Genomic DNA, 25387 nt, shown 5'->3' with positions numbered 1-25387 from the left:
TTCAGAGCTTGCCGGCGAGGTAGCGCGTCAGCGTGGCGCGCGTGCCATCCGTCCACAGCAGGTTCAATGCATGCGCGAAAGCCTCGACGAACGCGGTGGCGCGCCCGACATCGCCATAGATGTCTTCCATCGCAAGCCAGGCGGCGGGCGCGTCCTTTGCCGCCTTTGCCGTCGCCTGCAAGCGGTCCCAGTTCGGATCGTTGGGCTCGATGACCGCGCCGCTGTCCGTCGTGCCGAAGCAGTAGCGGCACCACAGCGCCGATTCCAGTGCCAGGCCGGCGACGCTCTTTCCCGCCTTCAGGCGGTCGGCGATGGTCGGGATGATGAATTTCGGCTGGCGATTGGACCCGTCGAGACAAAGCCGGCGCACCGTGTCGCCGATCTTGGGGTTGGAAAAGCGCCTTTCGATGAGCTGGTAATAATCCTCCAGGACCGTGTCCGGCACCGGCGGTACGGTCGGAATGATTTCGTCATGCTCGAGCTTGTCGAGAAAGCCGCGCACCAGCGGCTCCTGCATCGCCTCATGCACGAAATGGATGTCCATCAGCCCGGCCGGATAGGCGATGGTGGCATGGCCGCCATTGAGGATGCGGATCTTCATAAGCTCGTAGGGCGCGACGTCTTTGACGAACTGCACGCCGACCTTTTCAAGCGGCGGCCGGCCGTCGGTGAAATGGTCTTCCAGCACCCATTGCCGGAAGGGTTCGCAAAAGACAGGCCAATTGTCCTCGACGCCGAAATCCTTGGCCAGGATCGCGCGTTCGCGGTCCGACGTAGCCGGCGTGATGCGGTCGACCATCGCGTTCGGGAAAGCGACATTGCCGCCGACCCAGGCCGCCAGATCCTCGTCGATCAGGCGGGCCAACCCGATGACGCCATCCGACGTCACATGGCCGTTGTGGGGAATGTTGTCGCAGGACATCACCGTGAACGGTGCGATGCCATCGCCGCGCCGCCGCACCAGGCCGGCGAGGATGATGCCGAACACGGTCTTCGGCGTCGCGTCCGGCTGCGCATCCGCGACGATATCGGGATGCGTCGGGTTGAACACGCCGGAGGCAGGATCGATGAAATAGCCGCCTTCGGTGATGGTCAGCGACACGATCTTGATCGCCGGATCGGCCAGCCGTTCGATGATGGCGGCGGCATCGCCGGGCGTCAGGAAGTCGATCATGGCGCCGGTGACGCGGGCGCTCATATGCCCCTCATCCTGCTCGACCACCGTCGTCAGCCAGTCCTGCTCTTCCAGTTTGCCGCGGCCGGTCTTCTCGCCCTCGAACACGCCGGCGCCAACCAGCGCCCAGTCATGGCCGATGCCATGGTTGAACAGGTCGTCGAGATAGACGGCCTGGTGCGAGCGGTGGAAATTGCCGACGCCGAAATGCACGATGCCGGCCTTCAGCGCTGCGCGGTCGTATTTCGGACCTGCGACCCTGGCGGGCAGGTTGGCGAGATTGGCGGAAGAGAGTTTCACGGTCATCTGTTTACCCTTTGGCCGGGTTGCGGCCTTCGTTACCCTTGTCCCCCTTCACCGGGAGAGAGTAGGGAGCGGCACATGCCTTCCGAGGCGATGCGGCCGCCATCTTGATGTTGGCCTCTTCTCCCCGCGGAGGCACGGGGAGAAGAGGCCGCCCCCGCCTCAACTCATCCACTGGCCGCCATCGACATTGTAGGTCTGGGCGACGATGTATTCGGCTTCGTCGCTGGCCAGGAACACGGCCATGCCGGCGAGGTCCTCCGGTCTGCCCATGCGGCCGTAAGGCACGCCTTCGCCGACCAGTCTTTTCTTTTCGCCCTTGGGCCGGTTTTCGTATTTGGCGAACAGCGCGTCGACCTGGTCCCACATGTCGCTGTCGACGACGCCAGGCGCGATGCCGTTGACGTTGATGCCGTGCTTGATCAGGTCGAGCCCGGCCGACTGGGTCAGTGAAATGACCGCCGCCTTGCTGGCGCAGTAGACCGCGACCAGCGCTTCGCCGCGCCGCCCGGCCTGGCTCGCCATGTTGATGATCCTGCCGCCCTTTCCCCGCGTGATCATCGAGCGGGCGGCCGCCTGCAGCATGAACAGCGTGCCTGCGACGTTGACGGAAAACAGTTTGTCGTAGCTCGCTTTGGTGATGTCGACGATCGGAGCCAGGTCGAACAAAGCGGCGTTGTTGATCAGTATGTCCAGGCCGCCGGTCCTGGTTTCCACCGCCTGCACCGCGGCATCGATGGAGGCCTGGTCCGTGACGTCGAGCTTCACCGCATAGGCCTTGCCGCCGATCTCGGCGGCCGTCTTTTGCGCCGCCTCGAGGTTGATGTCGGCTATGGCAACGGTGGCGCCTTCGCCGACATAGGCTTCGGCGAAGGCCTTGCCGATGCCGCGCGCCGACCCGGTGATCAGCGCCGATTTGCCTTTCAGCCTCATGCCGCCAACGCCTTGCCGTCGGGGCCGAAGCGATGCAGCTTGGCCTTGTCGGGCGTGAGATAAATGCTGTCGCCATGGTGGACGCTGAGTTCGCCGTCGGCGCGCACCGTCAGCGGGCCGACACCGTCGGCCTGGACATGCAGGAAGGTGTCGGATCCCAGGTGTTCGGCGACGCCGACTGTTGCCTTCCAATCGCCCGCCGTGGTCGAGATCGCCATGTGCTCGGGCCGGATGCCGATGGTCTTGGAGCCGTACTTCGCCGCTGGGGCGCCTTCGATCAGATTCATTTTCGGCGAGCCGATGAAGCCGGCGACGAACAGGTTTTTCGGCGTCTTGTAGAGCTCCATCGGCGAGCCGACCTGCTCGACATTTCCGGCATTCAGCACGACGATCTTGTCGGCCATGGTCATCGCCTCGACCTGGTCGTGGGTGACGTAGATCATCGTCGTCTTGAGCTGGTGGTGCAGTTCGCTGATCTCCAGCCGCATCGTGCCGCGGAGTGCCGCGTCGAGGTTGGACAAGGGTTCATCGAACAGGAAGGCCGAAGGCTGGCGCACGATGGCGCGGCCGATGGCGACGCGCTGGCGCTGGCCGCCGGAAAGCTGGCCGGGGCGGCGCTCCAGATAGTTGGTGAGGTTGAGCACGCGCGCGGCGTCCTTCACCTTCCTGTCAATGGTCGCCTGGTTCTCGCCCGCCATCTTCAGCGGAAAGGCGATGTTCTTGGCCACCGTCATGTGCGGGTAAAGCGCATAGGACTGGAACACCATGGCAAGCTTGCGCTTGGCCGGCGCCTCGCCGGTGACGTCGCGGCCGTCAATGTTGATGGTGCCGCCGCTGGTGTCCTCCAGGCCGGCGATCAGGCGCAGCAGCGTGGACTTGCCGCAGCCCGACGGGCCGACGAAGACGACGAACTCGCCGTCCTCGATGACGAGATCGATGTTAGGAATGATCGAAGTCGAGCCGAAGGATTTCGAGACGTTCTTGAGCGTGATATTTCCCATGCTTTCCTCCCGGTGGATTTCCGTCCGCCGCCTGGCGCACGCTGCTACTTCACGGCGCCCCTACTTCACCGCACCGAAGGTCAGGCCGCGCACCAGTTGCTTCTGGCTGAACCAGCCCATGATCAGGATCGGCGCGATCGCCAGCGTCGAGGCGGCCGAGAGCTTCGCCCAGAACAGGCCTTGCGGGCTGGAGAAGGAGCTGATGAAGGCGGTCAAGGGTGCTGCTTCCGTCGTGGTCAGCCGGATCGTCCAGAACGCTTCGTTCCAGGCCAGGATGATGTTGAGCAGCATGGTCGAGGCGATGCCCGGCACCGCCATGGGTGTGAGCACATAGATGATCTCGTTCCACAGCGAGGCGCCGTCCATGCGCGCCGCTTCCAGGATCTCGCCGGGGATTTCTCGGAAATAGGTGTAGAGCATCCACACCACGATCGGCAGGTTGATCAGCATCAGCATCACCATCAGGCCGATGCGGCTGTCGAGCAGGCCGGTGTCGCGGAAGATCAGGTAGATCGGAAACAGCACGGCCACGGCCGGCATCATCTTGGTGGATAGCATCCACATCAAAATGTCCTTGGTCCGCTTGGTCGGCGAGAACGCCATCGACCAGGCCGCCGGAATGGCGACCAGCAGGGCCAGGATGGTCGAGCCGACCGAGAGCAGCACCGAGTTCAGGAAGAACTTGAAATAGCCGTTCTGCGCCTGGACCTCGGAATAGCTCTCGAAGGTCCCGGACGGGATCAGGTTGAAGCCCTGGATCGCCTCCTGTTCCGACTTGAACGAGGTGATGATCGTGTAGAGGATCGGGAAGAAGATCAGCAAGGCGACGATCCAGGCGGCAGCCGTCGCGATCGTCTTGTGCCGGGTTGTGACTGCGCGTGCCATCTTTTCCTCCCTTATCTGTCCAGGTTCTTGCCGACGGCGCGCATGGCGAAGAAGGCGACGATGTTGGCGAGAATGACCGCGATGATGCCGCCGGCGGAGGCCTGGCCGATTTTGAATTCGAGCAGCGCCTTCTGGTAGACCAGGAAGGGCAGGTTGGTGGAGGCGTATCCCGGGCCGCCATTGGTGGTGACGAGGATCTCGGCATAGACCGAAAGCAGGAAGATCGTCTGGATCAGGATGACGACGGTGATCGCGCGCGACATGTGCGGCAGCGTCAGGTAGATGAAGCGGCTGATGAAGCCGGCGCCGTCCATCTCGGCGGCTTCCTTCTGCTCGCCGTCCAGCGACTGAAGCGAAGTCAAAAGAATGAGCGTCGCGAAAGGCAGCCACTGCCAGGCGACGATGATGATGATGGCGGTCAGCGGATATTGTCCGAACCAGTCTATGGGCTGGAGGCCAAAGAACCGCGCTATGTCGGCGAAGACGCCGTATTGCGGATGCATGATCATGTTCTTCCAGACCAGTGCCGCCACCGGCGGCATGACGAAGAACGGCGAGATGACGAGGATGCGCACGATGCCCTGGCCCCACATCGGCTGGTCGATCAAAAGCGCCAGCAGGATGCCTCCGACCACGGTGATCACAAGCACGCTGACGACGATCAGCAGCGTGTTCAGGATCGATTGCAGGAAGGCCGGGTTGGAATAGAACAACGCGTAATTGGAGAAGCCGACGAAGCCGTCGCGGATCGGATTGAGCGGATTGTACTGCTGGAAGGAGAACCAGAGCGTGAGCGCCAGCGGAACGACCATCCAGACGAGCAGCAGGACGACGGATGGCGCCATCATGAAACGGGCAAGCGAACGGGTCTGCTGAGTAGCCATGACGGTCACCCTTCAAGGATCGGACGGAATTTTCTCGAGCTGTCGGGAAGTGGCCGCCCGAACTGGGTTTCGGGCGGCCGTTGCCGGCCATGGTCGGCGACCGGCCTTAGGCACCGGGAGGAGCCTTACTGGATGTAGCCGCCCTCGGTCATCGCCGCGGTTGCGGCGTCCTGGGCCTGCTTCAGCGCGTCGTCGACGCTCGACTGGCCGGCAAGGGCTGCCGAGAACAGCTGGCCGACGGTGGTGCCGAGGCCCTGGAATTCGGGGATGGCGACGAACTGCACGCCGACATAGGGCACCGGCTTGACGGTCGGATGCGTCGGGTCGGCGGCATTGATGGAGTCCAGCGTCATCTTGGCGAACGGAGCCGCCTTCTGGTACTCTGGATTGGCATAGAGCGAGGAGCGCGTTCCCGGCGGAACGTTGGCCCAGCCTTCCTTCGAGGCGACCAGTTCTGCATAGTGCTTGCTGGTTGCCCATGACACGAACTTCTCGGCGGCATCGGCCTTCTGCGTGCCGGCGGGAATGGCCAGCGACCACGCCCACAGCCAGTTGCCGCGCTTGCCGAGCCCATTGTCAGGCGCCAATGCGTAACCGACCTTGTCGGCGACCTGCGAGGCCTTGGGATCGGAGACGAAGGAGGCGGCGACGGTGGCGTCGATCCACATGCCGCACTTGCCCTGCTGGAACAGCGCCAAATTCTCGTTGAAGCCGTTGGAAGACGCGCCCTCCGGCCCGTCGGCCTTCATCAGGTCGACATAGAACTGCAAGGTGTTCTTCCATTCGGGCTGGTCGAATTGCGGCTTCCAGTTCTCGTCGAACCAGCGCGCGCCGAAGGAGTTCGACATGGCGGTCAGGAAGGCCATGTTCTCGCCCCAGCCGGCCTTGCCGCGCAGGCAAACGCCGTTCACGCCATTGGCGCGGTCGGTCATCTTGTCGGCGGCCTGCTTGATGAAGTCCCAGGTCGGCGCGTCGGGCATCTTCAGCCCTGCCTTCTCCATCAGGTCCTTGCGGTACATGACGAAGGAGCTTTCGCCGTAGAAGGGCGCGGCATAGAGCTTGCCGTCGACCGAGAGGCCGCCGGCGATCGCCGGGATGATGTCCTTGGCGTCGTAGTCGTCGCCGAGCTTGTCGAGCGGCAACAGCCAGCTCTGCTTGGCCCAGATCGGGACCTCGTAGGTGCCGATGGTCATCACGTCATACTGGCCGCCCTTGGTGGCGATGTCGGTGGTCACGCGCTCGCGCAGCACGTTCTCTTCCAGCGTCACCCAGTTGAGCTGGATGTCGGGGTTCGCCTTGGTGAAGTCGTCGGTCAGCTTCTGCATGCGGACCATATCGCCATTGTTGACGGTGGCGATGGTGATGGATTCGGCATGTGCCGCGAACGCGAGCGCGCTGGCCGAGCACAAGCCCAGGATGAGCGTACGAAGTTTCATCAAATTCCTCCCATGGACCAAGATGAGCATTTGCCTTGGCTGTGAGCAATTACTCACTAAGAATGAATTATGTCAAGCCAGATTCGATGGTGCAGCGCACACTCGATGGAGGAGCGCCGACCTGGCGCGTTGCAAATGGCCGTCCCGCAGGCGCGGACCGGGCGACAACGGCGATCTGGATGGAGCGCGGTTTTGATCCTGGAGTTAGCCGGTCAGCAGGCGATCTCGGCCAGGATCCAGTCGCGGAAAGCGCGGATCTTCGGCACGTTGCGGCGCGCCTCCGGATAGACCAGCCAGTAGGCGTGGCCGTCGTCGCCGACCAGGTCGAAGGGCTGGATCAGGCGGCCGTCGGCGAGTTCCGCCTTGAACAGCGCCCTGGTCAGGATCGCCACGCCATGGCCTGCGATGGCCGCATTGGCCTCATAAGCCTGCGCGCCCATGCTGCTGCCGGGGCGCTTGGCAAGGTCATGGCTTTGCACTCCCGCGGCCTCGAACCATTGCGTCCACCAGATGTCGCCGGGATCAAGGATCGGCAGCTTGAGCAGATCGGCCGGTTCCTTGACGCCGCCGATGCTCGCGGCGAGCTTGGGGCTGAGCATCGGCGTGAAATCGGCGTCGAGCAGCTTGTAGGCCTCCAGTCCCGGCCATTTGCCGCCGCCCGAGCGGATGGCAAGGTCGACATCCTCGCGGGCGAAATCGGTCAGGCGGCTGGATGTGTCGAGCCGCACGGCAAGGGCGGGATGCGCGATCTGGAACGAACCCAGATGATGCGCCAGCCAGTTGGAGGCAAAGGTCAGCACCGTGGTGACGCACAGCAGACCGTCCGCCCCGCCGCGGGCCGCCGCATAGGCCTGCCCGAGTAAGGCGAAGGCTTCGCTGACCGCCGGCGCCAGGCGCTGTCCGGCTTCGGTGAGTTCGATCTGCCGCGGCCGGCGCAGGAAAAGCGGCGCGCCGACCCGCTCCTCCAGCACTTTGATCTGATAGCTGACCGCTGCCTGCGTCATCGCCAGTTCCTCGGCCGCTTTGGTGAAGGACAGATGCCGCGCCACCGCTTCGAACACCCGGATCGCCTGCAGCGGCGGAAGCTGCGCAACCTGTCGCGAGCCGAGATCCGGCATAAAGCCTCCTTATGGGTCCTTATCGACGTTCGATTGGCAAAGGCGGCCGGCAAGACCGACATTCATCCTCAGCCCGTCACTCGGGTTGAAGATAGCGAAGGTTGACGATCATGACCATGGCGCAGCAAAAATGCACTCCCGCTCCGGATCATCGCTGGATTTCATGGCTTGCGGACGGATTCGGCTGGTTCGCGACCAGGAAAAAGGCGCATCTCGACATCAGGGACCTGTCGCCGCACCTGCAGCGGGACCTTGGCTTCCTCGACGGCAACGATCCTTTCGGACGGCATGGATAGCAGGCCCGGATTTTATCGCAAATCGATGTTGCCTCGAGGCTTTTGGCTCACCCGCTCGCCAGCAGGGCGGCGGCGGTTCGTTCGTCGGTGATGAGGCCGTTGACCAGCCGGCGGTTCACGGCCGCCAGGATGCCCGGCAGCTTGCGTTCACCCATGGCGAGCGCGATGACCAGCGACTTCTCGCGTGACGGCAGGGCCGCCGACGACACCCGGTCGTTGGTGATGCCCTCGATCATGCGGCCGTCGCGATCGAACACCCAGCCGACAATTTCGGCGACGCCGCCGGCCTTCTGTAGCGCCTTCAGCTCGGCGTCGGAGATGAAGCCGTCCTCATAGAGCGGCGCCTTCGGGCCGAGGTCGCCGATGCCGACGAAGGTGACGTCGGCCTCCGCGGCCAGCGCCAGCGTCGGCTGGATCATCGGCTGGCTGAGCAGCATCTCGCGCTCCTGCGGCGAGGAGGCGATGACCGGCAACGGCATCGGGAACGACCGCGCCTTGACCCTGTCGGCCATGGTGAAGATGACGTTGTAGAAAGCGGCCGAACCGTCCGGCGAGATATTGCCGGTCAGGGACACCACCTTGTGCTGCGGGCACTCCATCGGCGGCAGTTGCTCGATCGCCGCCTTCAGCGTACGGCCGGTGCCGATCGCCAGCACGATCGGCGCCGGCGATCTCAGCCGCCTCTCGATTTCCGCTGCCGCCGCCTCGGCGATACCGATCGTCGTCGACGACGAGGTCGGGTCGCTCGGCACCACCTCGACCAGGTCGAGCGCGAAGCGCGACTTCAGGCGGGCGGCGAGGTCGAGGCAGTTGGCGATCGGATGGTCGACGCGCACCTTGATCAGGCCTTCCGACACTGCCAGCGACACCAGCCGCTGTGCAGTCTGCCGCGAGATGCCGAGCGTGGCGGCGATCTGGTCCTGCGTGTTGCCGGCGACGTAATAAAGCCAGCCCGCGCGCGCGGCATCGTCCAACCTGTTGCTGCCCCCCTCCTGCCGGTTGTTCACGTCCTGCCTCCCGAAACCGCCGGTCATGGAACCGGTCGCGCCTACTTTCGCAGGGAACCGCGCGCTGCGCAATTGTCAAATCGCCAGGGCAATTGCTTGCGCATGCGGGCGTGGGATCGGCCGGATCATCGTCGGCCTGGGGATTCCACGGCAGGCAAAAGGAGGATTTCCGTTCCGACAGGTGGCACGTTCTGCCGTCCGGATGGTTTATCTCGCGGGGTAAACCCTTTAAGGGAACGCCAAAAGGAGCGTTGCATGACACCGAAAGCGGTTTTCTGGGACATGGACGGCACGCTGGTCGACAGCGAACCGCTGCACGAAGCAGCCCTGGTGGCGGCGATGCGCAATGTCGGCCTTCAGCCTCCGCCCGACCTGCATGAGCGCGTTCTCGGGGTCGCTGCCTGGCCGGTCTACCTGATGATGCGCGACGAGTTCGGCCTGGATCTGCCCTTCGACGAGTGGATCGTCCATAAATACGAGCATTATCTGCCGCTTGTCACGACATTGAAGCCGCGCCCCGGTGCGATCGAGATCTTCAACGAATTGCGCGCACTTGGCGTGCAGCAGGCCGTGGTCTCGAATTCCGACCGCATGATCGTCGACGCCAATCTGCACATGGTCGGCCTGATCTATCCAGGCATGAAGACCATCAGCCGCAACGACGTGCGCGAAGGCAAGCCGCAAGCCGAGCCGTTCCTGCGCGCCGCCTATCTGGCCGATGTCGATCCCGCGAACGCGGTGGCGGTCGACGACAGCTGGCCGGGCGCCATGGCGGGGCTGGCGGCAGGCATGAAGACGATCTTCTGGCCGGAAAAACCGATGGACGGCCCGCCCGGTGCGGTGGTCATCAACAGCGCCGAGGAATTGCGGGCTGAACTGGGGCTTTAAACCTCAGTTCCGATAGACCGGCTCCTGCTCGTCGAGGATCGCCTTCAGTTCGCTGAGATGCCGCTCGGCCTGGCCGGGATAGTCGTCCATTTCGCGTGCCGCCTTCTCGGCGATGGCGTCGGAAAGCGTGCGCAGCGGCCGCCCGGTCCACAGCGCCTTGATGTAGGTCTCGGCGGCGCGTTCGAAATAGAACATGCGATTGAAGGCGTCGGCCACCGTGTCGCCGATGACCAGCACGCCGTGATTGCCCATCACCATTACCTTGACCTTGGGGTCGGTCAGGAGCTGCGAGCAGCGCTCGCCCTCTTCCTCGAAGGCCAGACCGCCATAATGGGCGTCGACCACATGGCGGTTGAAGAACATCGCCGAATTCTGGTCGATCGGCGGCAGCCTCGAATCGGCGAGCGAGGCCAGCACGGTGGCGTGGATGGAATGCACATGCATGACGCAGCGCGCATGACGGACGTTGCGGTGGATGGCGCCGTGCAGGCCCCACGCCGTCGGGTCGGGCGCATTCGGGCCGGACAGCGTCTCGGGATCGTTGGCGTCGATCATCAAAAGGTCGCTCGCCTTGATACGCGAGAAGTGCACCTGATTGGGGTTCATCAGGAATTTTGTGCCGTCCTCGTTGACCGCCAGCGAGAAATGGTTGGCCACCGCCTCGTGCATGTTGAGCCGCGCCGTCCAGCGGAAGGCGCAGGCAAGATCGACGCGCTCCTCGTAGAAGGGCAGGTTGGTCAGCGGTTCCTTTTGCAGGCGGGCGATGCTCATCGAAAAATCCTCCGGGTTTTAGGAACAATGCCGTGCCCTGCTTGTGCCCGCAACCGGTTTCGGTTGGTGCAGCCGGCTCACGCCGCCGTGCTTGCGGCGGTCCCGAGCCTCAAGCCGCCATGCTCGACGATGAAATCGATCACCTCCCGCAACCCCTTGCCGCGCGACAGGTCGGTGAAGCCGAACGGCCGCTTGCCGCGCATGCGGGTGGCGTCGCTCTCCATCACGTCGAGATTGACGTTCACATAGGGCGCCAGGTCGCTCTTGTTGATGATCAGGAAATCGGAACGGGTGATCGCCGGACCGCCTTTCCGCGGGATCTCCTCGCCCTGGCAGACGGAGATGACATAGAGCGTGAGATCGGCGAGATCCGGCGAGAAGGTGGCGGCAAGGTTGTCGCCGCCGGATTCGATGAAGATGATGTCGAGATCGGGGAATTTGCGGTTGAGCTCCGCGATCGCCTGCAGATTGATCGAGGCGTCCTCGCGGATGGCGGTGTGCGGGCAGCCGCCGGTCTCGACGCCGACGATGCGCTCTTCCGGCAGCGCCTGCAGCCGCGCCAGCATCATGGCGTCTTCCCTTGTGTAGATGTCGTTGGTGACGACGGCGATGGAGAATTCCTCACGCAGCGCCTTGCACAGTTTCTCGGTGAGCGTCGTCTTGCCCGAACCGACGGGGCCGCCAATGCCGATGCGAAGAGGACCGTTGGGCTGCGTCATGTCGGGAACTCCGTGATGGCGAGAACTGCGAAGCCGAGCCCGATCAGCAGGCACAGCGGCGAATAAAGGCTCCTATCGAGCCGCGCGAAAGGCTGTTCCGGTGCCAGCCGGCGCCACCGGGGCGTGAAGCCGGCAATGCCGCGTCCGAGAAACACCAGCCCGATCAGCAGCGCGGTGGCGGCGAGGCCTTGCCCAGGAAAGGGCGAGGCAAACACACCCTCCAGAGCCATCGGCCAGAGCGTTGCCAGCGCCAGGCAGGCGGCGACGGCAAAGCAGGCGAACGGCGCCGGCATCTCGTCGACGCCGCGAAAGCCGACGACCGCATGCGCGCAGGACGCCGCATCCTTGCCCGGCCATATCCCGCCAATGCCCCAATAAACGTGCAACGCGGTGATTACCAGCAGGACGAATGAGAGGACGAAGGCAAGGACGATCATGAGCGGAACAATCGCGAATACTGGGTTTCGTGCTGCATCGCCACGATATCAGAGACAAAGGCGCAACCGCCGAGATCATCCAATGTCGAGCGGGATGCGCGGGCGGCGGTCGCAAGGGCCAGCGGCTCGAAGCCGGCGAGCAAACTGGTCGCGCCGCTTTGTCCGATGACGCCCAGCCGGATCGCGGCCTGGACGAGGTTGGAGAAGAAGGCCTGCAGGAAGGCGGACAGCGCGTCCTGAAGCGCGATACCATTGCCGCCGGCAACAGCGCCGACGGCGACGCAGTACGCACAATCGGCGGGCAAGCGCTCCAGCACGGGAGTGGGCCAGGCGGCGGCCGCTTTGAGGAAAGCCGCACCTTGCAGCATGGTCTCGGCATGGCGCTCACGCGACCCGGCCAACGCCTCCGCCAGTGTGGCGACTTCGGCCGGATCGCCGCCGTCGCGGGCGTTGCGCCAGCTCTCCGCGAACAGCACGGCATCGTTCCAGGCGGAGCCCATCTCGACCAGCGTTTCAAGCCAAGCGGCGAGGCCCGCCGCATCGGTCACCAGCCCATCATGCGCGGCGCGCTCGAGGCCATGGCTGTAGGAAAAGCCGCCGACCGGAAAGACCGGCGACAGCCACGCCATCAATCGCAGCAGGGCGACCCCGGATGGCTGGTCAGTCATGGTGATCATGATGATCATCGTGATGATCGTGATGGTCGTGCGAATGCGAATGGCTGTGCGAATGCGCTTCGGCGTGGCTGTGGGCGTGCGCATGGCCGTGGTCATGGCCGCCGGAATAGGCGCCGCGCACCGGTTTGAACGGCTCGGAGACCTCGCGCACCGTGGCCCCGAGCCCCTCCAGCATCGCCTTGATGACATGATCGCGCAGGATGAGGATGCGCTCCGCCTCTATCGCCGCCGCGAGATGGCGGTTGCCGATATGCCAGGCCAGTTCCGCCAGATGCACGGCGTCGCGGGCGCGGATATCATAGACCTCCTCCGGCGCCGCGATGATCTCGACGTGGCGGCCGTCTTCCAGCACCAGCCGGTCGCCGTCGTTGAGCGCGACGGGCTCCGGCAGGTCGACCAGCACCTTGCTGCCGTCGGACAATTCGATCGCCCGGCGGCGCAGATGCCGCTCGTCATGGGCAAGAACCGCGCGGCCGGATGGCGCCGTGGTGCCGGCATTGCCGGAGGTCAGCACCGAGATGGCGCGCGGGAACTTCGTGAAGTCGGTGTTGAGGTTGAGCTTCATTTCATGGCTCCGCCATTGGCTTGCGCCCGGGCACTGGCAGGGCGTGAAAGCACGCGGTCGAAATAGGCGTTGACGCGGTCGGATTCGACCGGGAACCGGCCGGCGCGCGCCCAGCCGCCCATGTCGCCGAGCAGCACGTCGACAGCCGAGAACCGGTCGCCGAGCGCGAAAGGCTTGTCGCCAAGCCGGCGCTCCAGCGCCTTGACCTCGGAGGCGAAATCGTAAGCGGCCGCGGGGCCGACGTCGACCCGGACTTCCCTGGGCAGCAGGAAGCGGTGGCGCAATTTGTTCCACAGCGGCGCCTCGAACTCGCTCTGGGCAAAATGCATCCAGGAATCCATTTCGGCGCGGCCTGCGAGACCGGGACTGGCGCCCATGCCCTTGTCCGCGTGCTTATCGGCGAGATAGACGCAGATCGCCGCCGAATCCGTCAGCGTCAGCTCGCCGTCGATCAGGATCGGCACCTTGCCCGAGGGGTTGAGCGCATAGGCTTCGGGCGAGCGCAGGGGAATTTCGACGAATTCATAGGCCTGCCCGAGTTCTTCGAGCATCCACAGAACACGGCTGACCCGGGATCCACGCGATCCGACGGCCTTGTACATGGTTGAACCCTGCCTTTCCCGGTCAGCCTAGAGCATCCGCGGCCGTCATACGATCGTGTCGAACAGCCGCAGGATGAACGATATCTGATAGATCAGCGCCGCGGCGACGAAGGCGATGTGAAAGCGGCGGTCGCGCACCAGGATCGCGGCGATGCACAGCGCGACGAAGACCGGCGTGCGGAACAGATATTCGTTGCCGAAGCGGGCGAAATGCTCCGGCCCCTTCAGCAGCGTGTCGATCACGTCGAGCACGTAGGTCGCGGCCAGCAGGCCGAAGAACCAGGCGCGGCGCGAATAGAAGAAATCCTCATAGCTGGTGTAGTCGAGCATCGAATCCGGAAACAGCAGCGCGCAGAGCAGGAACAGGGTGATGGCGTAGAAGATGATGAACAGGTACTTGCCGAAGGTCCATGTTTCGATGGCGTAGAGGCCGAACTCCCACCACCAGAAATGCACCAGCATCAACAGCACCGAAGCGACCCAGGCCAGATGCACCGTATAGAGCCGGTACTGGCCGGGATGCTGGACGATGCGCGCCACCCCCGACAACAGGCGCGCGACGCCGAGCCCGATCACCATGCCCATGACGATGCGGATATGCGGGAAGATGTCGTGGGGCGAAGCTATTTCGGTGGCCATGCCGAATGCTCGCCAGGTGATGGAACGTCCGTCAACACACCACTATCAGTCTATTCGCGCATAAGGTTGTCTGAAGACCACGGTGATCCTGGGAAATAATCATCGTCCAAGATTTCCTTGATCCCATAGGGGCAATGGACAGGGAAATCCCGATCTCTCAGGCCTGTTTCGTCCAATGCCTTTAATCTTGCTATCTTGAACTCTCGATCGAGCACCTGCGCAGGATATTTTTTGAGGCTCGGACTTTCATCAAGCAGGCCCTCAATCCGAAGCCGTTGCTCCCGAATTGTCAGCAACCAGCCCGTTTTGCGCTGCTCAGACTGAAACTCCCATTTCAGCAAGTGAAGGACCAAAGTGCCAAGTCTGCTCGCAATTTCCCTTTTGTCGCTCCGCCCCAAGCTCTCGATCTCCTCGGCAACATTCTCACGATCGAGGTCGGAAAGACGACCTTCGCGCAGCAACGCGCCCTGCTCGGCGCACCACTGAGCATAGTCGGCCTCGTAGGGCGTCAATTGCTGTTTGCGAAATATCTTGTTCATTGAGGAGATATTGCTCCCAAAGTGCACAATTTCCAAGTCCGCGGAGAACGAGTGGGCCCATTCGGGCAGTCGGCACAACCCACTCACCGCCGCATTTAACGAGGGCAATGGCTCGCGGCGATCTTATCAAAACAGAAAATATCGCTGGGCCATCGGCAGCACCGTCGCTGGTTCGCAGGTCAAGAGTTCGCCGTCGGCACGAACCTCGTAAGTCTCGGGATCGACTTCGATATGCGGCGTGGCGTCGTTGAGCACCATGGAGTGCTTGCCGATGCCGCCACGCGTGTTTTCGACCGCGGCGAACTGCTTGTCGACACCGAGCCGGCCGTGCAGACCGGACTCCAGTGCCGCCTTCGAGACGAAGGTTACCGACGAGTTGGTGCGCGCCTTGCCATAGGCGCCGAACATCGGCCGATAGTGCATCGGCTGCGGCGTCGGGATCGAGGCGTTGGGGTCGCCCATCGGCGCCGCCGCGATCATGCCGCCGATCAGTACCATATCAGGCTTGACGCCGAAGAAGGCCGGGTTCCACAGCACCAGGTCGGCGCGTTTGCCGACAGCGACCGAGCCGATGTCCCTGGACAATCCATGCGCGATGGCAGGGTTGATCGTGTATTTCGCGATATAGCGGCGGACGCGGAAATTGTCGTTGTTGCCGGTCTCCTGCGGCAGCGAACCGCGCTGGCGCTTCATCTTGTCGGCGGTCTGCCAGGTCCGGATCACCACTTCGCCGACGCGGCCCATCGCTTGTGAATCCGAGGAGATGATCGAGAAGGCACCGATGTCGTGCAGAATGTCCTCCGCCGCGATGGTCTCCTTGCGGATGCGGCTTTCGGCGAAGGCAATGTCTTCCGGAATCGACGGCGACAGATGGTGGCAGACCATCAGCATGTCGAGATGCTCGGCCAGCGTGTTGACCGTGTAGGGCCGCGTCGGGTTGGTCGAGGACGGGATGACGTTGGGCAGGCCGCAGACCTTGATGATGTCGGGCGCATGCCCGCCGCCCGCGCCTTCGGTGTGGAAGGCATGGATGGTGCGGCCCTTGATCGCCGCCACCGTGTTCTCGACGAAGCCGCTCTCGTTGAGCGTGTCGGTGTGGATCATCACCTGCACGTCATGGTCGTCGGCCACCGACAGGCAGCAGTCGATCGCGGCCGGCGTCGTGCCCCAGTCCTCGTGCAGCTTCAGCGAGCAGGCGCCGCCCAGCACCATCTCCTCGAGCGCCGCGGGCAGGGAAGCGTTGCCCTTGCCCGACAGGCCGATATTCATCGGGAAGGCGTCGAAGGACTGGATCATGCGCGCCATGTGCCATGGCCCGGGCGTGCAGGTGGTGGCGAGCGTGCCGTGCGCCGGGCCGGTGCCGCCGCCCAGCATCGTGGTGATGCCCGACATCAGCGCTTCCTCGATCTGCTGCGGGCAGATGAAATGGATATGCGCGTCGAAGCCGCCCGCGGTAAGGATCTTGCCTTCGCCGGCGATGATCTCGGTGCCGGGGCCGATGATGATGGTGACGCCATCCTGCGTGTCCGGGTTGCCGGCCTTACCGATTGCCGCGATGCGGCCGTCCCTGAGGCCGATATCGGCCTTGAAGATGCCGGCGCTGGCGTCGATCACCAGCGCATTGGTAATGACGGTGTCGACCGCTCCTTCAGCGCGGGAAACCTGGCTCTGGCCCATGCCGTCGCGGATGACCTTGCCGCCGCCGAATTTCACCTCCTCGCCATGAATGGTGAAATCCCTCTCGACCTCGACGAAGAGTTCGGTATCGGCAAGCCGCACCCTGTCGCCGACCGTCGGGCCGTACATCTGCGCATAGGCGGCGCGGGTTATTCTGGCCATCAGTGATTGCTCCCGAATTGCGGTGCTGGTGAAACCGGGCTGCACATTGCTGCCATCCAATGGTCACGCAATGACCCGCTGGTCGACACCTTCTGATCCCATTTGGCGGTTGAGGTTGGAGGGTCACCCCAAAACGACCGTTTGCCAAATCGATGGAAGGAAAATCCATGCGCAAAACGATAGTTCTCGCCGCTGCCGCCACCCTGATGCTGGCGGGTGCCGCCATTGCCCAGCAGCAGCCCGCTCCAGCAGCGCCGGCCGCGCCCGCCCCCGGCGGGCAGCAGGCCGCGCCGACGATCCAGAGCGTCAACATCGTCGACATCACCGAACTGCCGAAGGACACCCAGACGCAGGTCAACCAGGTGATCGCCCAGCGCGGCGATGCCGGCCTGCAGAAGCTGCGCAGCTCGATCGATGCCACGCCTAAGGTCAAATCCGCCCTCGAGGCCAAGGGAATGACCTCGGCGCAGGTGGTCGCGGCCAGCATGGAGCCCAACGGCGCCCTGACCCTGATCACCAAGAAGGCGAGCTGACGGCGCGCCTGCGCGGCGGGCCGTCGTCCGGTCCGCCCGCGCTATCTGGAAGGGAACCTTGGCCGGGCAGGAGCCGTTTCGTTTCATCGGCGCTGAACGGCGCCGCGAAATGAACCCGTCCAGGAGCGAGCGATGGCGATCAATCCCGGCAAGAGACGGCTCTATGCCTTCGCCTCCATGGCATTCCTGGCGGTGGGCAGCCCCGGAGCCTCCCTTCACGCACAAGGGCTCGAAAGCCCTGAGACCGTCAACCGGATCATCGGCTCGGACGTCAAGCAGGAAGAAACCAGGAGCGATGCCGAAGCCGGCAAAGTTGCCAGGGCGATTGATCGGACGCGTGAAAACATCGGCACGGTGCGCAAGACATCCAAGCTCGACAAGGTCGATATCGTGTTCCTGACCGATGCCGCGCGCACCGAAGGCGGTCCGCCGCCGGCGATCGAAACCAAGGTCAAGCAGCATCAGGACGACATTGCGGAGCTGCGCAAGGAGATCGAGGCCAACGCGCTGCTGTTCAACGCCATCGACTCGCGACGCGTGCTTGCGCAGGACGTTCTCGCCGTGGAATTCGACGACCCCGGAAAGATCGTCATCTATGCGGCGGCCAAGCCGTCCGATTGAGCCGAGGGCACAACTCGCTTTCGTGCTGGCCCGAAAGCCCTTTGCCCTCTTTGCACGCCGCGCATGAGACGCCCTCGGCCTCACAGCCTGCCCATCACCTTCTGCTGAAAGCCATAGACCTCGCGCTTGCCGCCCAGCGGCACCAGCGTAACGTCGCGCTCCTGTCCGGGCTCGAAGCGCATGGCGGTGCCGGCGGCGATGTCGAGGCGCATGCCGCGCGCCTGTTCGCGGTCGAATTTCAAGCCCTCATTGGTCTCGAAGAAATGATAGTGGCTGCCGACCTGGATTGGCCGGTCGCCGCTGTTGGCCACTTTGAGCGTAACCGTCGGCAGGCCTTTGTTCAGGTCGATGTCGCCGTCGGCGGGAATGATTTCACCCGGGATCATCGTTCGTCACACGGCGCCGAGGACGAGGCCGAGCCCGATCGCCGTGCAGGCGGCACCAGCGGCCCGCATGAGCACGCGAAACCGCCTGCCGAGGCCAAGCCCGGCGGCGATGCCGGCGGCGTGCAGCAGCGCCGTGGCGACGGCAAAGCCGGCCATATATTCAAGCCCTGCGGCATTTTCCGGTACTTCGGTGCCATGGGCGTGACCATGAAACAGCGCGAACGCGCCGATGATGGCGACGCCGGCCGTGACAGGAAGATCGACGGCCAGCGCCACGAACAATCCGAGCGCCACCACCGACGCCAATATGCCCGGCTCGACGAACGGCAGCGGCACATGCAGCATGCCGAGCGCACCGCCGGCCAGCATGACGCCGACGAACGCGGCCGGCCATGCCCACACAGCCTCGCCGCCTTTCTGTGCCGCCCACAGGCCGACCGCGACCATCACCGTCATGTGGTCGAGGCCGGAGAGCGGATGCATGAAGCCGGCCGCGAAGGAGGAGGTCGTGCCGGCCCCGACATGGGCATAAGCGGGCATGGCGGCTGCCATGAGCAGAATCGCCGAGAGGGCTGTGCGTTTCATCTGTGCTGAGATCATCGGTGCGTCTTTCCTATCAGGATCGTCTGGCCTATCAGGGTCGTCTGGCGTTCACGCGGCCTCGCGCGGGCCACAACCCTCAGCCTTGAGGATGCGCGTGGTCGAAGCGGGATATTTCTTCAGCATTGCCGCCGGACGGATCGGCCGTGCCGAAAAATTGCCGCCGCAATTGGGGCAGACGCCGCCGAGCACGTCTTCGACGCAATCGGCGCAGAAGGTGCATTCGAAGGTGCAGATCAACGCATCCGTCGCCTCCGGCGGCAGGTCCTTGTCGCAGCATTCGCAGTTCGGGCGCAGCTCAAGCATATCTGTCTCCTCACCGTATCGGCTCATGCACGGTCACCAGCTTGGTGCCGTCGGGGAATGTCGCCTCCACCTGCACGTCATGGATCATCTCGGCGATGCCTTCCATCACCTGCGCGCGGCTGACGACGTGGGCGCCGGCTTCCATCAGCTCGGCGACGGGACGGCCGTCGCGGGCGCCTTCGACGACGAAGTCGGTGATCAGCGCGATTGCCTCCGGATGATTGAGCCTGACGCCGCGCTCCAGACGCTTGCGCGCCACGACCGCCGCCATGGCTATCAGCAGCTTGTCCTTTTCCCTCGGCGTCAGGTTCATGCGTTTCCCTGAAATGATGCGGACACGATCACAGTGACCATATTTTGGGCAGCCCCGCCTTTCCGTTGAGCAAGCCGACGAGCGGAACCAGATGCTGGCGCAGCCGGTAGCCGTCGCCGGCATACAGCCTCGCAAGAAGCTTGCCAGATTCCTGCACGCTCCAGGTGCTGGCGCCGCCCTGGCCGCCGATGATCTCCCGAACCGGATCGAGAAGCGCTTCCGCCCGCGGCGAGATCAATAGCACCGTCGCCATGGCGACGGCGCCGCCGGCAATCGGTGGGCGCGCCAGGGTCGCGGCGATGTCGGGCCCGATGCGGAAATCCTCGGCATGGATGAGAGCCCCGCCCCGGCGGACGCGCCAGCGGTCGTGAAAGCCGCCCTGGACCGCGCGTTCGCCCATCGCCGTCCGGCCGAAGACGGTGGCTTCCAGCACCAGCGCCTCGGCGCCGGCGGCAAGATCAAGGTCGAGCGTGCGGGCAAAGGCCGATCGGTCGAAAACGATGGTCTCCTGCGGCAGCCAGGCGACGCGGCCGTTTTCGCCGACCGTTAGCCGGACGCTGACTTCGGCCCGGTCGGAAGCGGCGCGATAGATTTTCTCGCAGGCCTGCGTCGTTATCGTGGCGCTGGCATGCGCGCCGACGTCGATCTCCCAGCCGAGGCGGTCGCCTCCGGTCAGCCCGCCCGCGGTGTTGATCAGCACGGCTTCCAGCGGGCCGCCGGAAACGGCCGGCATCCTTATCTTGGCGGAACCGTCCTGATAGAGGCGGCGCAGCCGTGTGCGGCCGTCTTGACTGGCGCAGACGAGCTGCGCCAGTCCGGCCGCCCGCTGCGCCGGCGGAGCCGAAAATCCGGTATGTTCGATCGTATCCACGCCGTCCAGGTTAAGCACCGCGGCGGTTTTGTCGATATATAGCTTGTTGCTTGATGGCGTTTCCGTTTCTATAGAGGGAGCCACCTTGGTACGCTCATGCGACGCCTGGCGGGGGTCCAAGGCGACGGTCGCGGCCTGATATCGAGGACAAAAAGGCGCTGTTCAGTTGGCGTCGGGAAACGACAAAGTGGGGAAGAAACCGAATGGCTGACCAACTGGCGACCGAAATCATCGAAAAGATCAAGGCTCATGCCGAGCCGGGCGGCGAGGAGATCACCACCAGCACCGAATTGACGGCGCTCGGCATCCATTCGCTGGAACTGACCGAGATCATCTTCGATCTCGAGGAGCAGTATGGCATCGAGATCGAGATGAACACGGTCGATGCCTGGAGCAACCTGAAGAATGTTGGCGACATGGTCGAGGCCGTTCGCGCGCTGATCGCGAAAAAAGCCTGACCGGATGCACAAGCGCGTCGTCATTACCGGCATCGGCGGTTTGTGCGGGCTTGGCACCGACGTGCCGGCGATCTGGACCGAGATGCGCGCCGGCCGCTCGGCGATCGGCCCCATCGATAACCCGTTCCTGCACGATTTGAAGGTCAAGATCGGCTGCGAGATCAAGGCGCTGCCCGACCATGGCATCGAGCGCAAGCAGCTGGTGTCGATGGACCGTTTCAGCCTGTTGGCGGTGATTGCCGCCCGCGAAGCCTTACAGCAGTCCGGCTTGGCCGCCCATGCGGACAATACCTACCGCATGGGCGCCGTTATCGGCATCGGCGTCTGCGGCTTCGAGACGGTTGAGGAGAACTACCGCGCCATCCTGATCGAAGGCAAGAATCGCGCCGGCATCTTCACGGTGCCGAAGGTCATGCCGGGCGCCGCCGCCGGCCAGGTCAGCATGCATCTCGGCCTGCGCGGACCGGTGTTCGGCGTCACTTCGGCCTGCTCGTCGGCCAACCACGCCATCGCATCGGCGGTCGACCAGATCAGGCTCGGCCGCGCCGACGTCATGGTCGCCGGCGGCACCGAGGCACCGCTGGTCTGGGGCGTGCTGAAGGGGTGGGAGGCGCTGCGCGTGCTGTCGCCCGATACCTGCCGGCCATTTTCGGCCGACCGTCAGGGCCTGGTGCTCGGCGAAGGCGCCGGCATGGCGGTTCTGGAAAGCTACGACCATGCGGTGGCGCGCGGCGCAAACATCCTCGCCGAAATCGTCGGCGCCGGCCTCTCGGCCGATGCCTCCGACATCGTTGCGCCGACCATAGAAGGGCCGGAAGCGGCGATGCGTTTCTGCCTGGCGGACGCCGGGCTGAATCCCGAGGACATCGATTACCTCAATGCGCACGGCACCGGCACCAAGGCCAATGACCAGATCGAGACCGCCGCGATCAAGCGCGTCTTCGGCGAGCACGCGCGCTCGCTTTCCGTCTCCTCGACCAAGTCGATGCATGCCCATTGCCTTGGCGCCTCGGGCGGGCTGGAGATGATCGCCTGCGTGATGGCGATCCGAGAGGGCGTGGTGCCGCCCACGGCGAATTTCCGCGAGGCCGACCCCGATTGCGATCTCGACGTGACGCCGAACGTCGCGCGCGAGCGCAAGGTGCGCGCCGCCATCAGCAACGGCTTCGCCTTTGGCGGCACCAATGCGGTGCTGGCCTTCAAGGCGATCTGATCCCGGGCGATCATGTTCTGCCCGGCAGGTCAATCTGCCGGCTCCCGATGCCGGCATCATTCGATTTGTTGACTGTGCGTGCACGGCCAAACGCCTGACGCCGCATTGATCGTGCCGGGGCGTGCGCCTAATTCTTTGCCGACCCCACCCAGACCGCGCCGCTCGGTGCGAAATCCCCGCCCAGGAGTTCTCGATGGCCGACCTGTCCGCCTTTCCAATCACCGCCCGCTGGCCGGCCAGGCATCCGGACCGGATCCAGCTCTATTCGGCGACGACCCCGAACGGGGTGAAGATATCGATCGCCCTGGAAGAGATCGGCCTGGCCTACGAGCCGCATTATGTGGACATCGGCAAAAACGAAAGCTGGACGCCGGAATTCCTGTCGCTCAATCCCAACGGCAAGATACCGGCGATCATCGATCCGAACGGTCCCGACGGCAAGCCGATCGGCCTGTTCGAGTCCGGCGCCATCCTGCTCTACCTCGCCGACAAGACCGGCCTGCTCGTCCCGGCGGACGCGGCGCGGCGCTACGAGACGATCCAGTGGGTGTTCTTCCAGATGGCGGCCGTCGGCCCGATCTTCGGCCAGGTCGGCTTTTTCCACAAATTCGCCGGCCGTGAGATTGCCGACAAGCGGCCGCTGGAGCGCTACCGCGATGAATCGCGCCGCCTGCTCGGCGTTCTCGACGGCAGGCTGAAGGGCCGCCGATGGATCATGGACAATGACTACACCATCGCCGACATCTCGCTCATCGGCTGGGTGCGCAATCTGATCGGCTTCTATGAAGCGCGCGACCTCGTCGGCTTCGATGATTTCGCGCATGTGGCGGCATGGCTGGAGCGCGGCCTGGCTCGGCCGGCGGTGCAGAAGGGCCTGACAATCCCGGCAAAGGGCTGAAGCGGCCCGCCGCCCTGGCGGGATACCGTAGCCTTGGCCGACTCGGCTGGGCTATTTCGCCTTGGCTTTCGGGCCGCCCTTGCCCATCACGGAAGCCGCCAGCGAAGCGGCGCCGCGTGCCGTCGCCACCACCGCACCGGCCGCGACGCTTGCCACGGTGCGGACGGCGCCGGATTTCTCTGGCGCCGGCTTGCGCGCGCTGGCCGGCTTTGCGGTCGCGGCCGCGACCTTCCGAGGCGCGGCCTTACCGAAGCTGGGCTTGGCGTCCTTCGAACGTTCGGCGATCGCCGGACCAGCGCCGGCTTTCGCCTGCGTCGTCTTCGTCGTCCTGGTCTTGGCGGTCGCGGGTTTTCTTGCCTTGGTTGCCATTGCAAAATCCCCTTACGCAGGACAATCGGTTCCCCGCCATAACGGTGCGAAACCCCTTAAGGTTCCCGTCGAAAAATACCGACAATTAAGCAGGTTAACCAATCACCAGGTCGGCCGCCCGGCGCCGCGCCAGCACGCGTTCGATGTTGGGCATGTCGTTGGAGGCGATCCAGGCGCGCGCATCCTCCTCGGAGCGGCCATGTTCGTGCCAGCGCTCCATCAGCCGGCGCTCGAGCTCGTTGCGCGGCACCTCGACGAAGATCGAGAAATCGAACAGCGGCGCCAGCCGCGACCACGGCTCCTCGTCGAGCAGCAGGTAATTGCCCTCGACCAGGATGAATTTGGTCTCCGCGCCGATGATCGCCGCCGCGGCGCGCGACAGTTCCATGCCGCGGTCGAACACCGGGATGGCGATGTCGGGCTCTCCCGCCCGGATGCGCTTCAGAAGCGTCTCGAAGCCGCCGAAGTCGAACGTATCCGGCGCGCCCTTTCGCGCGCGCAGCCCGCGCTGGTTGAGAACGACGTCGTCATAGTGGAAGCCGTCCATCGGCACGACCTCCACGGCGCCTTCCGGCAAGAGATCGTGCAGGCTGGCCGACAATGTCGACTTGCCGGCCCCCGGCGGTCCGGCAATGGCGACGATGAAGCGCTTTGCCTTGCCGGCGCGCTTGAAGATGGTGGCGGCGAGATGGGCGATTTCGGACATGGCGGCCTCGCTTGCCCCTGATGGTTGGCGCGACCGTTATTCTGGCGGCACTCGGCGGAAATTTCAAACCGGCATTTTGGGTAAGGTGCGGTGGTCAAGTGTCGAAACGCCGACGTTCGAAGCCAATCCGCTCAACCAGCCGCAGCCTGCCCGATGCGCAGGAAATCGCTGTCGAACGGCACCTCCCGCGCCGAGCCTCCGCCCAGGAGCCGCATGCGGCCCTCCGCCGTGGTGACCTCTTGCGGCGGCTCGCCGCCCGCCAGCGGCAGGGCGCCGATGACATGGCGGAAGGAGACGCTGGCGCCTTCGCCGAGCGCGAAAGCGGTCGCCACGCCTTCGCGTGTCAGCCAGTTGTCGCCGATCGAGGCGGCATGGCCTATCGCCGTGCGCCCGTCCTCGATGCCGAGCACGCCGAGATGCCGGCCGCTCCACGGCGCGTAGTCGCGGCCGCCATTGCTGAACCACAGCATGGTGACCGGCAGCTCCGCCGGGTTCTTCAGCACCAGAACCAGATCGTCCTCGGCCCGGCGCGCCAGGGCCGTCCAGCCCGGCCCGCCATGATCGGCCTCGACTAGCGTGACAAAATCCTCGCGCCGGTCATCCATGCGGTAATCCGTCAGGTCGAGCGTGCCGCCGCCGGCAGCGGGAAAATGGCCAAGATCGCTGCTGCGCCCGGGATAGGCGAGCAGGAAGCGGCCGCGCGCGGGATCGGGCTCCAGCGGATCGGCGGGCGAGGCCGCGAAGCGTTTTGGCGAAAAGGCCAGCCGGCCGCCATCCGTCATCGCCGTCATCGGATGATGGGCGACGGAGATCGCGCCGCGGCCGCCGGAAAACACATGTTCCTGATAGAGGAAGGCATGGCCGTCGCGCAGCGTCAGGATCTTGTCGACGGTCGCGCCCATCACCTTGCGGCGCAGCCGGAAAACGGCTCGCCAGCCGCCGTCCACGGCGCTGCTCTGGGTGACGTCCCAGGCGCTGTTGGCCGGCCAGCCATGCAGCGGCGCTTCCTCGACGTCGCTGCGCGAAAACGGCGCGCACAGGAAATCGCCGGACAGTCGCACCGTGCCCTCGGGCAGGTCGGCCGGCAGCGTCTCGCGTGGCGCACCGACCCAGGGTGCGCGGTGGAGCGGCCGCAGCCGGCGCCCGCCATCCTCGACTACCATGTCGGCGATATGGCCGACCGTGGTGTCCAGCGAAACCGAAATGCCGCGTGCATTGAGGGTGACCGTATCCATAGCGCTCTCATCGAATCCGAAAGCGCAACAAGAACCGTTCGCCACCGGTTGCGCAAGCGCCGCGACCGGCATTTTGCATCACCTTGGAACGCAAGCTTGCGAAAGCAGACAAAGCTGGGGCTACCGCCATTAACCAAATGGACGCAGCTGGCGGGTTACGTTAGC

At 64.5% G+C, this 25387-nt stretch carries 32 protein-coding genes; 7 read left to right on the top strand and 25 right to left on the bottom strand.

Annotated elements, in window-relative coordinates; all coding sequences use genetic code 11:
* Position 1: 1 nt before the first annotated feature.
* From FJ949_RS00725 to gcvA, 7 genes are all read right to left on the bottom strand, one after another.
* Positions 2-1480, bottom strand: a complete 1479-nt coding sequence (locus tag FJ949_RS00725; protein ID WP_140491354.1) for a mannitol dehydrogenase family protein — start codon at positions 1478-1480, stop codon at positions 2-4.
* 159 nt (positions 1481-1639) lie between these two features.
* Positions 1640-2410 (bottom strand): L-iditol 2-dehydrogenase, encoded by a 771-nt coding sequence (locus FJ949_RS00720; RefSeq protein WP_140491352.1) that lies wholly within the window; start codon positions 2408-2410, stop codon positions 1640-1642.
* Complete coding sequence (locus tag FJ949_RS00715) at positions 2407-3411, bottom strand: ABC transporter ATP-binding protein (RefSeq protein ID WP_140491350.1); 1005 nt, start codon at positions 3409-3411, stop codon at positions 2407-2409. The genes FJ949_RS00720 and FJ949_RS00715 overlap by 4 nt, the downstream gene beginning before the upstream one ends.
* Positions 3412-3471: 60 nt before the next feature.
* Positions 3472-4296 carry a carbohydrate ABC transporter permease gene (locus FJ949_RS00710; protein ID WP_140491348.1) on the bottom strand — a complete coding sequence of 275 codons (825 nt, stop codon included), beginning with the start codon at positions 4294-4296 and terminating at the stop codon, positions 3472-3474.
* 11 nt (positions 4297-4307) lie between these two features.
* Complete coding sequence (locus FJ949_RS00705; protein WP_140491346.1) at positions 4308-5180, bottom strand: sugar ABC transporter permease; 873 nt, start codon at positions 5178-5180, stop codon at positions 4308-4310.
* A gap of 125 nt (positions 5181-5305) precedes the next feature.
* A complete protein-coding gene (locus tag FJ949_RS00700; RefSeq protein ID WP_140491344.1) occupies positions 5306-6616 on the bottom strand; it encodes a sugar ABC transporter substrate-binding protein in 1311 nt (436 codons plus the stop codon).
* A gap of 212 nt (positions 6617-6828) precedes the next feature.
* A complete protein-coding gene (gcvA, locus tag FJ949_RS00695) occupies positions 6829-7734 on the bottom strand; it encodes a transcriptional regulator GcvA (RefSeq protein WP_140491342.1) in 906 nt (301 codons plus the stop codon).
* 110 nt (positions 7735-7844) lie between these two features.
* On the opposite strand from gcvA, the gene FJ949_RS00690 reads away from it, so the two are divergent.
* On the top strand, positions 7845-8030 hold the full coding sequence (locus tag FJ949_RS00690; protein WP_140493424.1) for a hypothetical protein: 186 nt from the start codon (positions 7845-7847) through the stop codon (positions 8028-8030).
* A gap of 47 nt (positions 8031-8077) precedes the next feature.
* Here FJ949_RS00690 and FJ949_RS00685 read toward each other — a convergent pair whose 3' ends face one another.
* Entirely contained in the window at positions 8078-9037 is a 960-nt protein-coding gene (locus FJ949_RS00685) for a sugar-binding transcriptional regulator (RefSeq protein WP_140491340.1), read from the bottom strand.
* 255 nt (positions 9038-9292) lie between these two features.
* Here FJ949_RS00685 and FJ949_RS00680 point away from each other — a divergent pair, with 255 nt between their 5' ends.
* The gene (locus FJ949_RS00680; protein WP_140491338.1) at positions 9293-9925 is read left to right on the top strand and encodes an HAD family phosphatase; all 633 of its coding nucleotides are present in this window, start codon (positions 9293-9295) and stop codon (positions 9923-9925) included.
* 3 nt (positions 9926-9928) lie between these two features.
* Here FJ949_RS00680 and FJ949_RS00675 read toward each other — a convergent pair whose 3' ends face one another.
* From FJ949_RS00675 to ureC, 9 genes are all read right to left on the bottom strand, one after another.
* Positions 9929-10696: a class II aldolase and adducin N-terminal domain-containing protein gene (locus FJ949_RS00675; RefSeq protein WP_140491336.1), complete on the bottom strand. Its 768-nt coding sequence runs from the start codon at positions 10694-10696 to the stop codon at positions 9929-9931.
* A 77-nt stretch (positions 10697-10773) separates the two neighbouring features.
* The gene (gene ureG / locus FJ949_RS00670) at positions 10774-11415 is read right to left on the bottom strand and encodes an urease accessory protein UreG (RefSeq protein WP_140491334.1); all 642 of its coding nucleotides are present in this window, start codon (positions 11413-11415) and stop codon (positions 10774-10776) included.
* Positions 11412-11852, bottom strand: coding sequence for a DUF3995 domain-containing protein (locus tag FJ949_RS00665; protein ID WP_140491332.1), 441 nt, complete (start codon positions 11850-11852; stop codon positions 11412-11414). Before FJ949_RS00665 ends, ureG begins: the two co-directional genes overlap by 4 nt.
* Positions 11849-12520, bottom strand: coding sequence for an urease accessory protein UreF (locus tag FJ949_RS00660; protein WP_140493421.1), 672 nt, complete (start codon positions 12518-12520; stop codon positions 11849-11851). Before FJ949_RS00660 ends, FJ949_RS00665 begins: the two co-directional genes overlap by 4 nt.
* Positions 12513-13094: an urease accessory protein UreE gene (gene ureE, locus FJ949_RS00655; RefSeq protein ID WP_140491330.1), complete on the bottom strand. Its 582-nt coding sequence runs from the start codon at positions 13092-13094 to the stop codon at positions 12513-12515. Before ureE ends, FJ949_RS00660 begins: the two co-directional genes overlap by 8 nt.
* Positions 13091-13696 (bottom strand): glutathione S-transferase family protein, encoded by a 606-nt coding sequence (locus FJ949_RS00650; protein WP_140491328.1) that lies wholly within the window; start codon positions 13694-13696, stop codon positions 13091-13093. Before FJ949_RS00650 ends, ureE begins: the two co-directional genes overlap by 4 nt.
* Positions 13697-13741: 45 nt before the next feature.
* Entirely contained in the window at positions 13742-14335 is a 594-nt protein-coding gene (locus FJ949_RS00645; RefSeq protein WP_140491326.1) for a hypothetical protein, read from the bottom strand.
* Between the two features lie 50 nt (positions 14336-14385).
* Positions 14386-14874: a DUF29 domain-containing protein gene (locus FJ949_RS00640; protein WP_140491324.1), complete on the bottom strand. Its 489-nt coding sequence runs from the start codon at positions 14872-14874 to the stop codon at positions 14386-14388.
* Between the two features lie 126 nt (positions 14875-15000).
* Positions 15001-16716 (bottom strand): urease subunit alpha, encoded by a 1716-nt coding sequence (ureC, locus tag FJ949_RS00635; protein ID WP_140493418.1) that lies wholly within the window; start codon positions 16714-16716, stop codon positions 15001-15003.
* A gap of 164 nt (positions 16717-16880) precedes the next feature.
* Between ureC and FJ949_RS00630 the strand changes: the two genes are divergently transcribed.
* Both FJ949_RS00630 and FJ949_RS00625 read left to right on the top strand, forming a co-directional pair.
* Positions 16881-17246, top strand: a complete 366-nt coding sequence (locus FJ949_RS00630) for a hypothetical protein (protein ID WP_140491321.1) — start codon at positions 16881-16883, stop codon at positions 17244-17246.
* A gap of 132 nt (positions 17247-17378) precedes the next feature.
* Entirely contained in the window at positions 17379-17867 is a 489-nt protein-coding gene (locus tag FJ949_RS00625) for a hypothetical protein (RefSeq protein WP_140491319.1), read from the top strand.
* An 80-nt stretch (positions 17868-17947) separates the two neighbouring features.
* Here FJ949_RS00625 and FJ949_RS00620 read toward each other — a convergent pair whose 3' ends face one another.
* The 5 genes from FJ949_RS00620 to FJ949_RS00600 are packed head-to-tail and all read right to left on the bottom strand — an operon-like array spanning position 17948 to position 20343.
* Entirely contained in the window at positions 17948-18253 is a 306-nt protein-coding gene (locus tag FJ949_RS00620; RefSeq protein ID WP_140491317.1) for an urease subunit beta, read from the bottom strand.
* Between the two features lie 6 nt (positions 18254-18259).
* Positions 18260-18853 carry a HupE/UreJ family protein gene (locus tag FJ949_RS00615; protein ID WP_140491315.1) on the bottom strand — a complete coding sequence of 198 codons (594 nt, stop codon included), beginning with the start codon at positions 18851-18853 and terminating at the stop codon, positions 18260-18262.
* Between the two features lie 51 nt (positions 18854-18904).
* Positions 18905-19159 (bottom strand): DUF1272 domain-containing protein, encoded by a 255-nt coding sequence (locus tag FJ949_RS00610; RefSeq protein WP_140491313.1) that lies wholly within the window; start codon positions 19157-19159, stop codon positions 18905-18907.
* Positions 19160-19169: 10 nt separating this feature from the next.
* Positions 19170-19472, bottom strand: coding sequence for an urease subunit gamma (locus FJ949_RS00605; protein WP_140491311.1), 303 nt, complete (start codon positions 19470-19472; stop codon positions 19170-19172).
* Between the two features lie 28 nt (positions 19473-19500).
* Positions 19501-20343: an urease accessory protein UreD gene (locus tag FJ949_RS00600; protein WP_140493415.1), complete on the bottom strand. Its 843-nt coding sequence runs from the start codon at positions 20341-20343 to the stop codon at positions 19501-19503.
* 203 nt (positions 20344-20546) lie between these two features.
* Between FJ949_RS00600 and FJ949_RS00595 the strand changes: the two genes are divergently transcribed.
* The 3 genes from FJ949_RS00595 (at position 20547) to FJ949_RS00585 (ending at position 22912) form a co-directional block, all read left to right on the top strand.
* Positions 20547-20801: an acyl carrier protein gene (locus tag FJ949_RS00595; RefSeq protein WP_140491308.1), complete on the top strand. Its 255-nt coding sequence runs from the start codon at positions 20547-20549 to the stop codon at positions 20799-20801.
* Positions 20802-20805: 4 nt separating this feature from the next.
* On the top strand, positions 20806-22014 hold the full coding sequence (locus FJ949_RS00590) for a beta-ketoacyl-[acyl-carrier-protein] synthase family protein (protein WP_140491304.1): 1209 nt from the start codon (positions 20806-20808) through the stop codon (positions 22012-22014).
* A gap of 193 nt (positions 22015-22207) precedes the next feature.
* Positions 22208-22912 carry a glutathione binding-like protein gene (locus FJ949_RS00585; RefSeq protein WP_140491302.1) on the top strand — a complete coding sequence of 235 codons (705 nt, stop codon included), beginning with the start codon at positions 22208-22210 and terminating at the stop codon, positions 22910-22912.
* Positions 22913-22963: 51 nt separating this feature from the next.
* On the opposite strand, the gene FJ949_RS00580 is transcribed toward FJ949_RS00585, so the two are convergent.
* The 3 genes from FJ949_RS00580 to FJ949_RS00570 form a co-directional block, all read right to left on the bottom strand.
* Positions 22964-23281: a hypothetical protein gene (locus FJ949_RS00580; RefSeq protein ID WP_140491300.1), complete on the bottom strand. Its 318-nt coding sequence runs from the start codon at positions 23279-23281 to the stop codon at positions 22964-22966.
* A 94-nt stretch (positions 23282-23375) separates the two neighbouring features.
* Entirely contained in the window at positions 23376-23987 is a 612-nt protein-coding gene (locus FJ949_RS00575) for a nucleoside triphosphate hydrolase (protein ID WP_140491298.1), read from the bottom strand.
* Between the two features lie 131 nt (positions 23988-24118).
* Positions 24119-25222 (bottom strand): hypothetical protein, encoded by a 1104-nt coding sequence (locus FJ949_RS00570; protein WP_140491294.1) that lies wholly within the window; start codon positions 25220-25222, stop codon positions 24119-24121.
* Positions 25223-25387: the final 165 nt, after the last annotated feature.

It is taken from the genome of Mesorhizobium sp. B2-4-1 (genome assembly GCF_006442185.1).
Taxonomy (GTDB): domain Bacteria; phylum Pseudomonadota; class Alphaproteobacteria; order Rhizobiales; family Rhizobiaceae; genus Mesorhizobium.
Note: the sequence above shows the minus strand (reverse complement) of the source record. Positions and strands in the feature narration are given on the sequence as shown.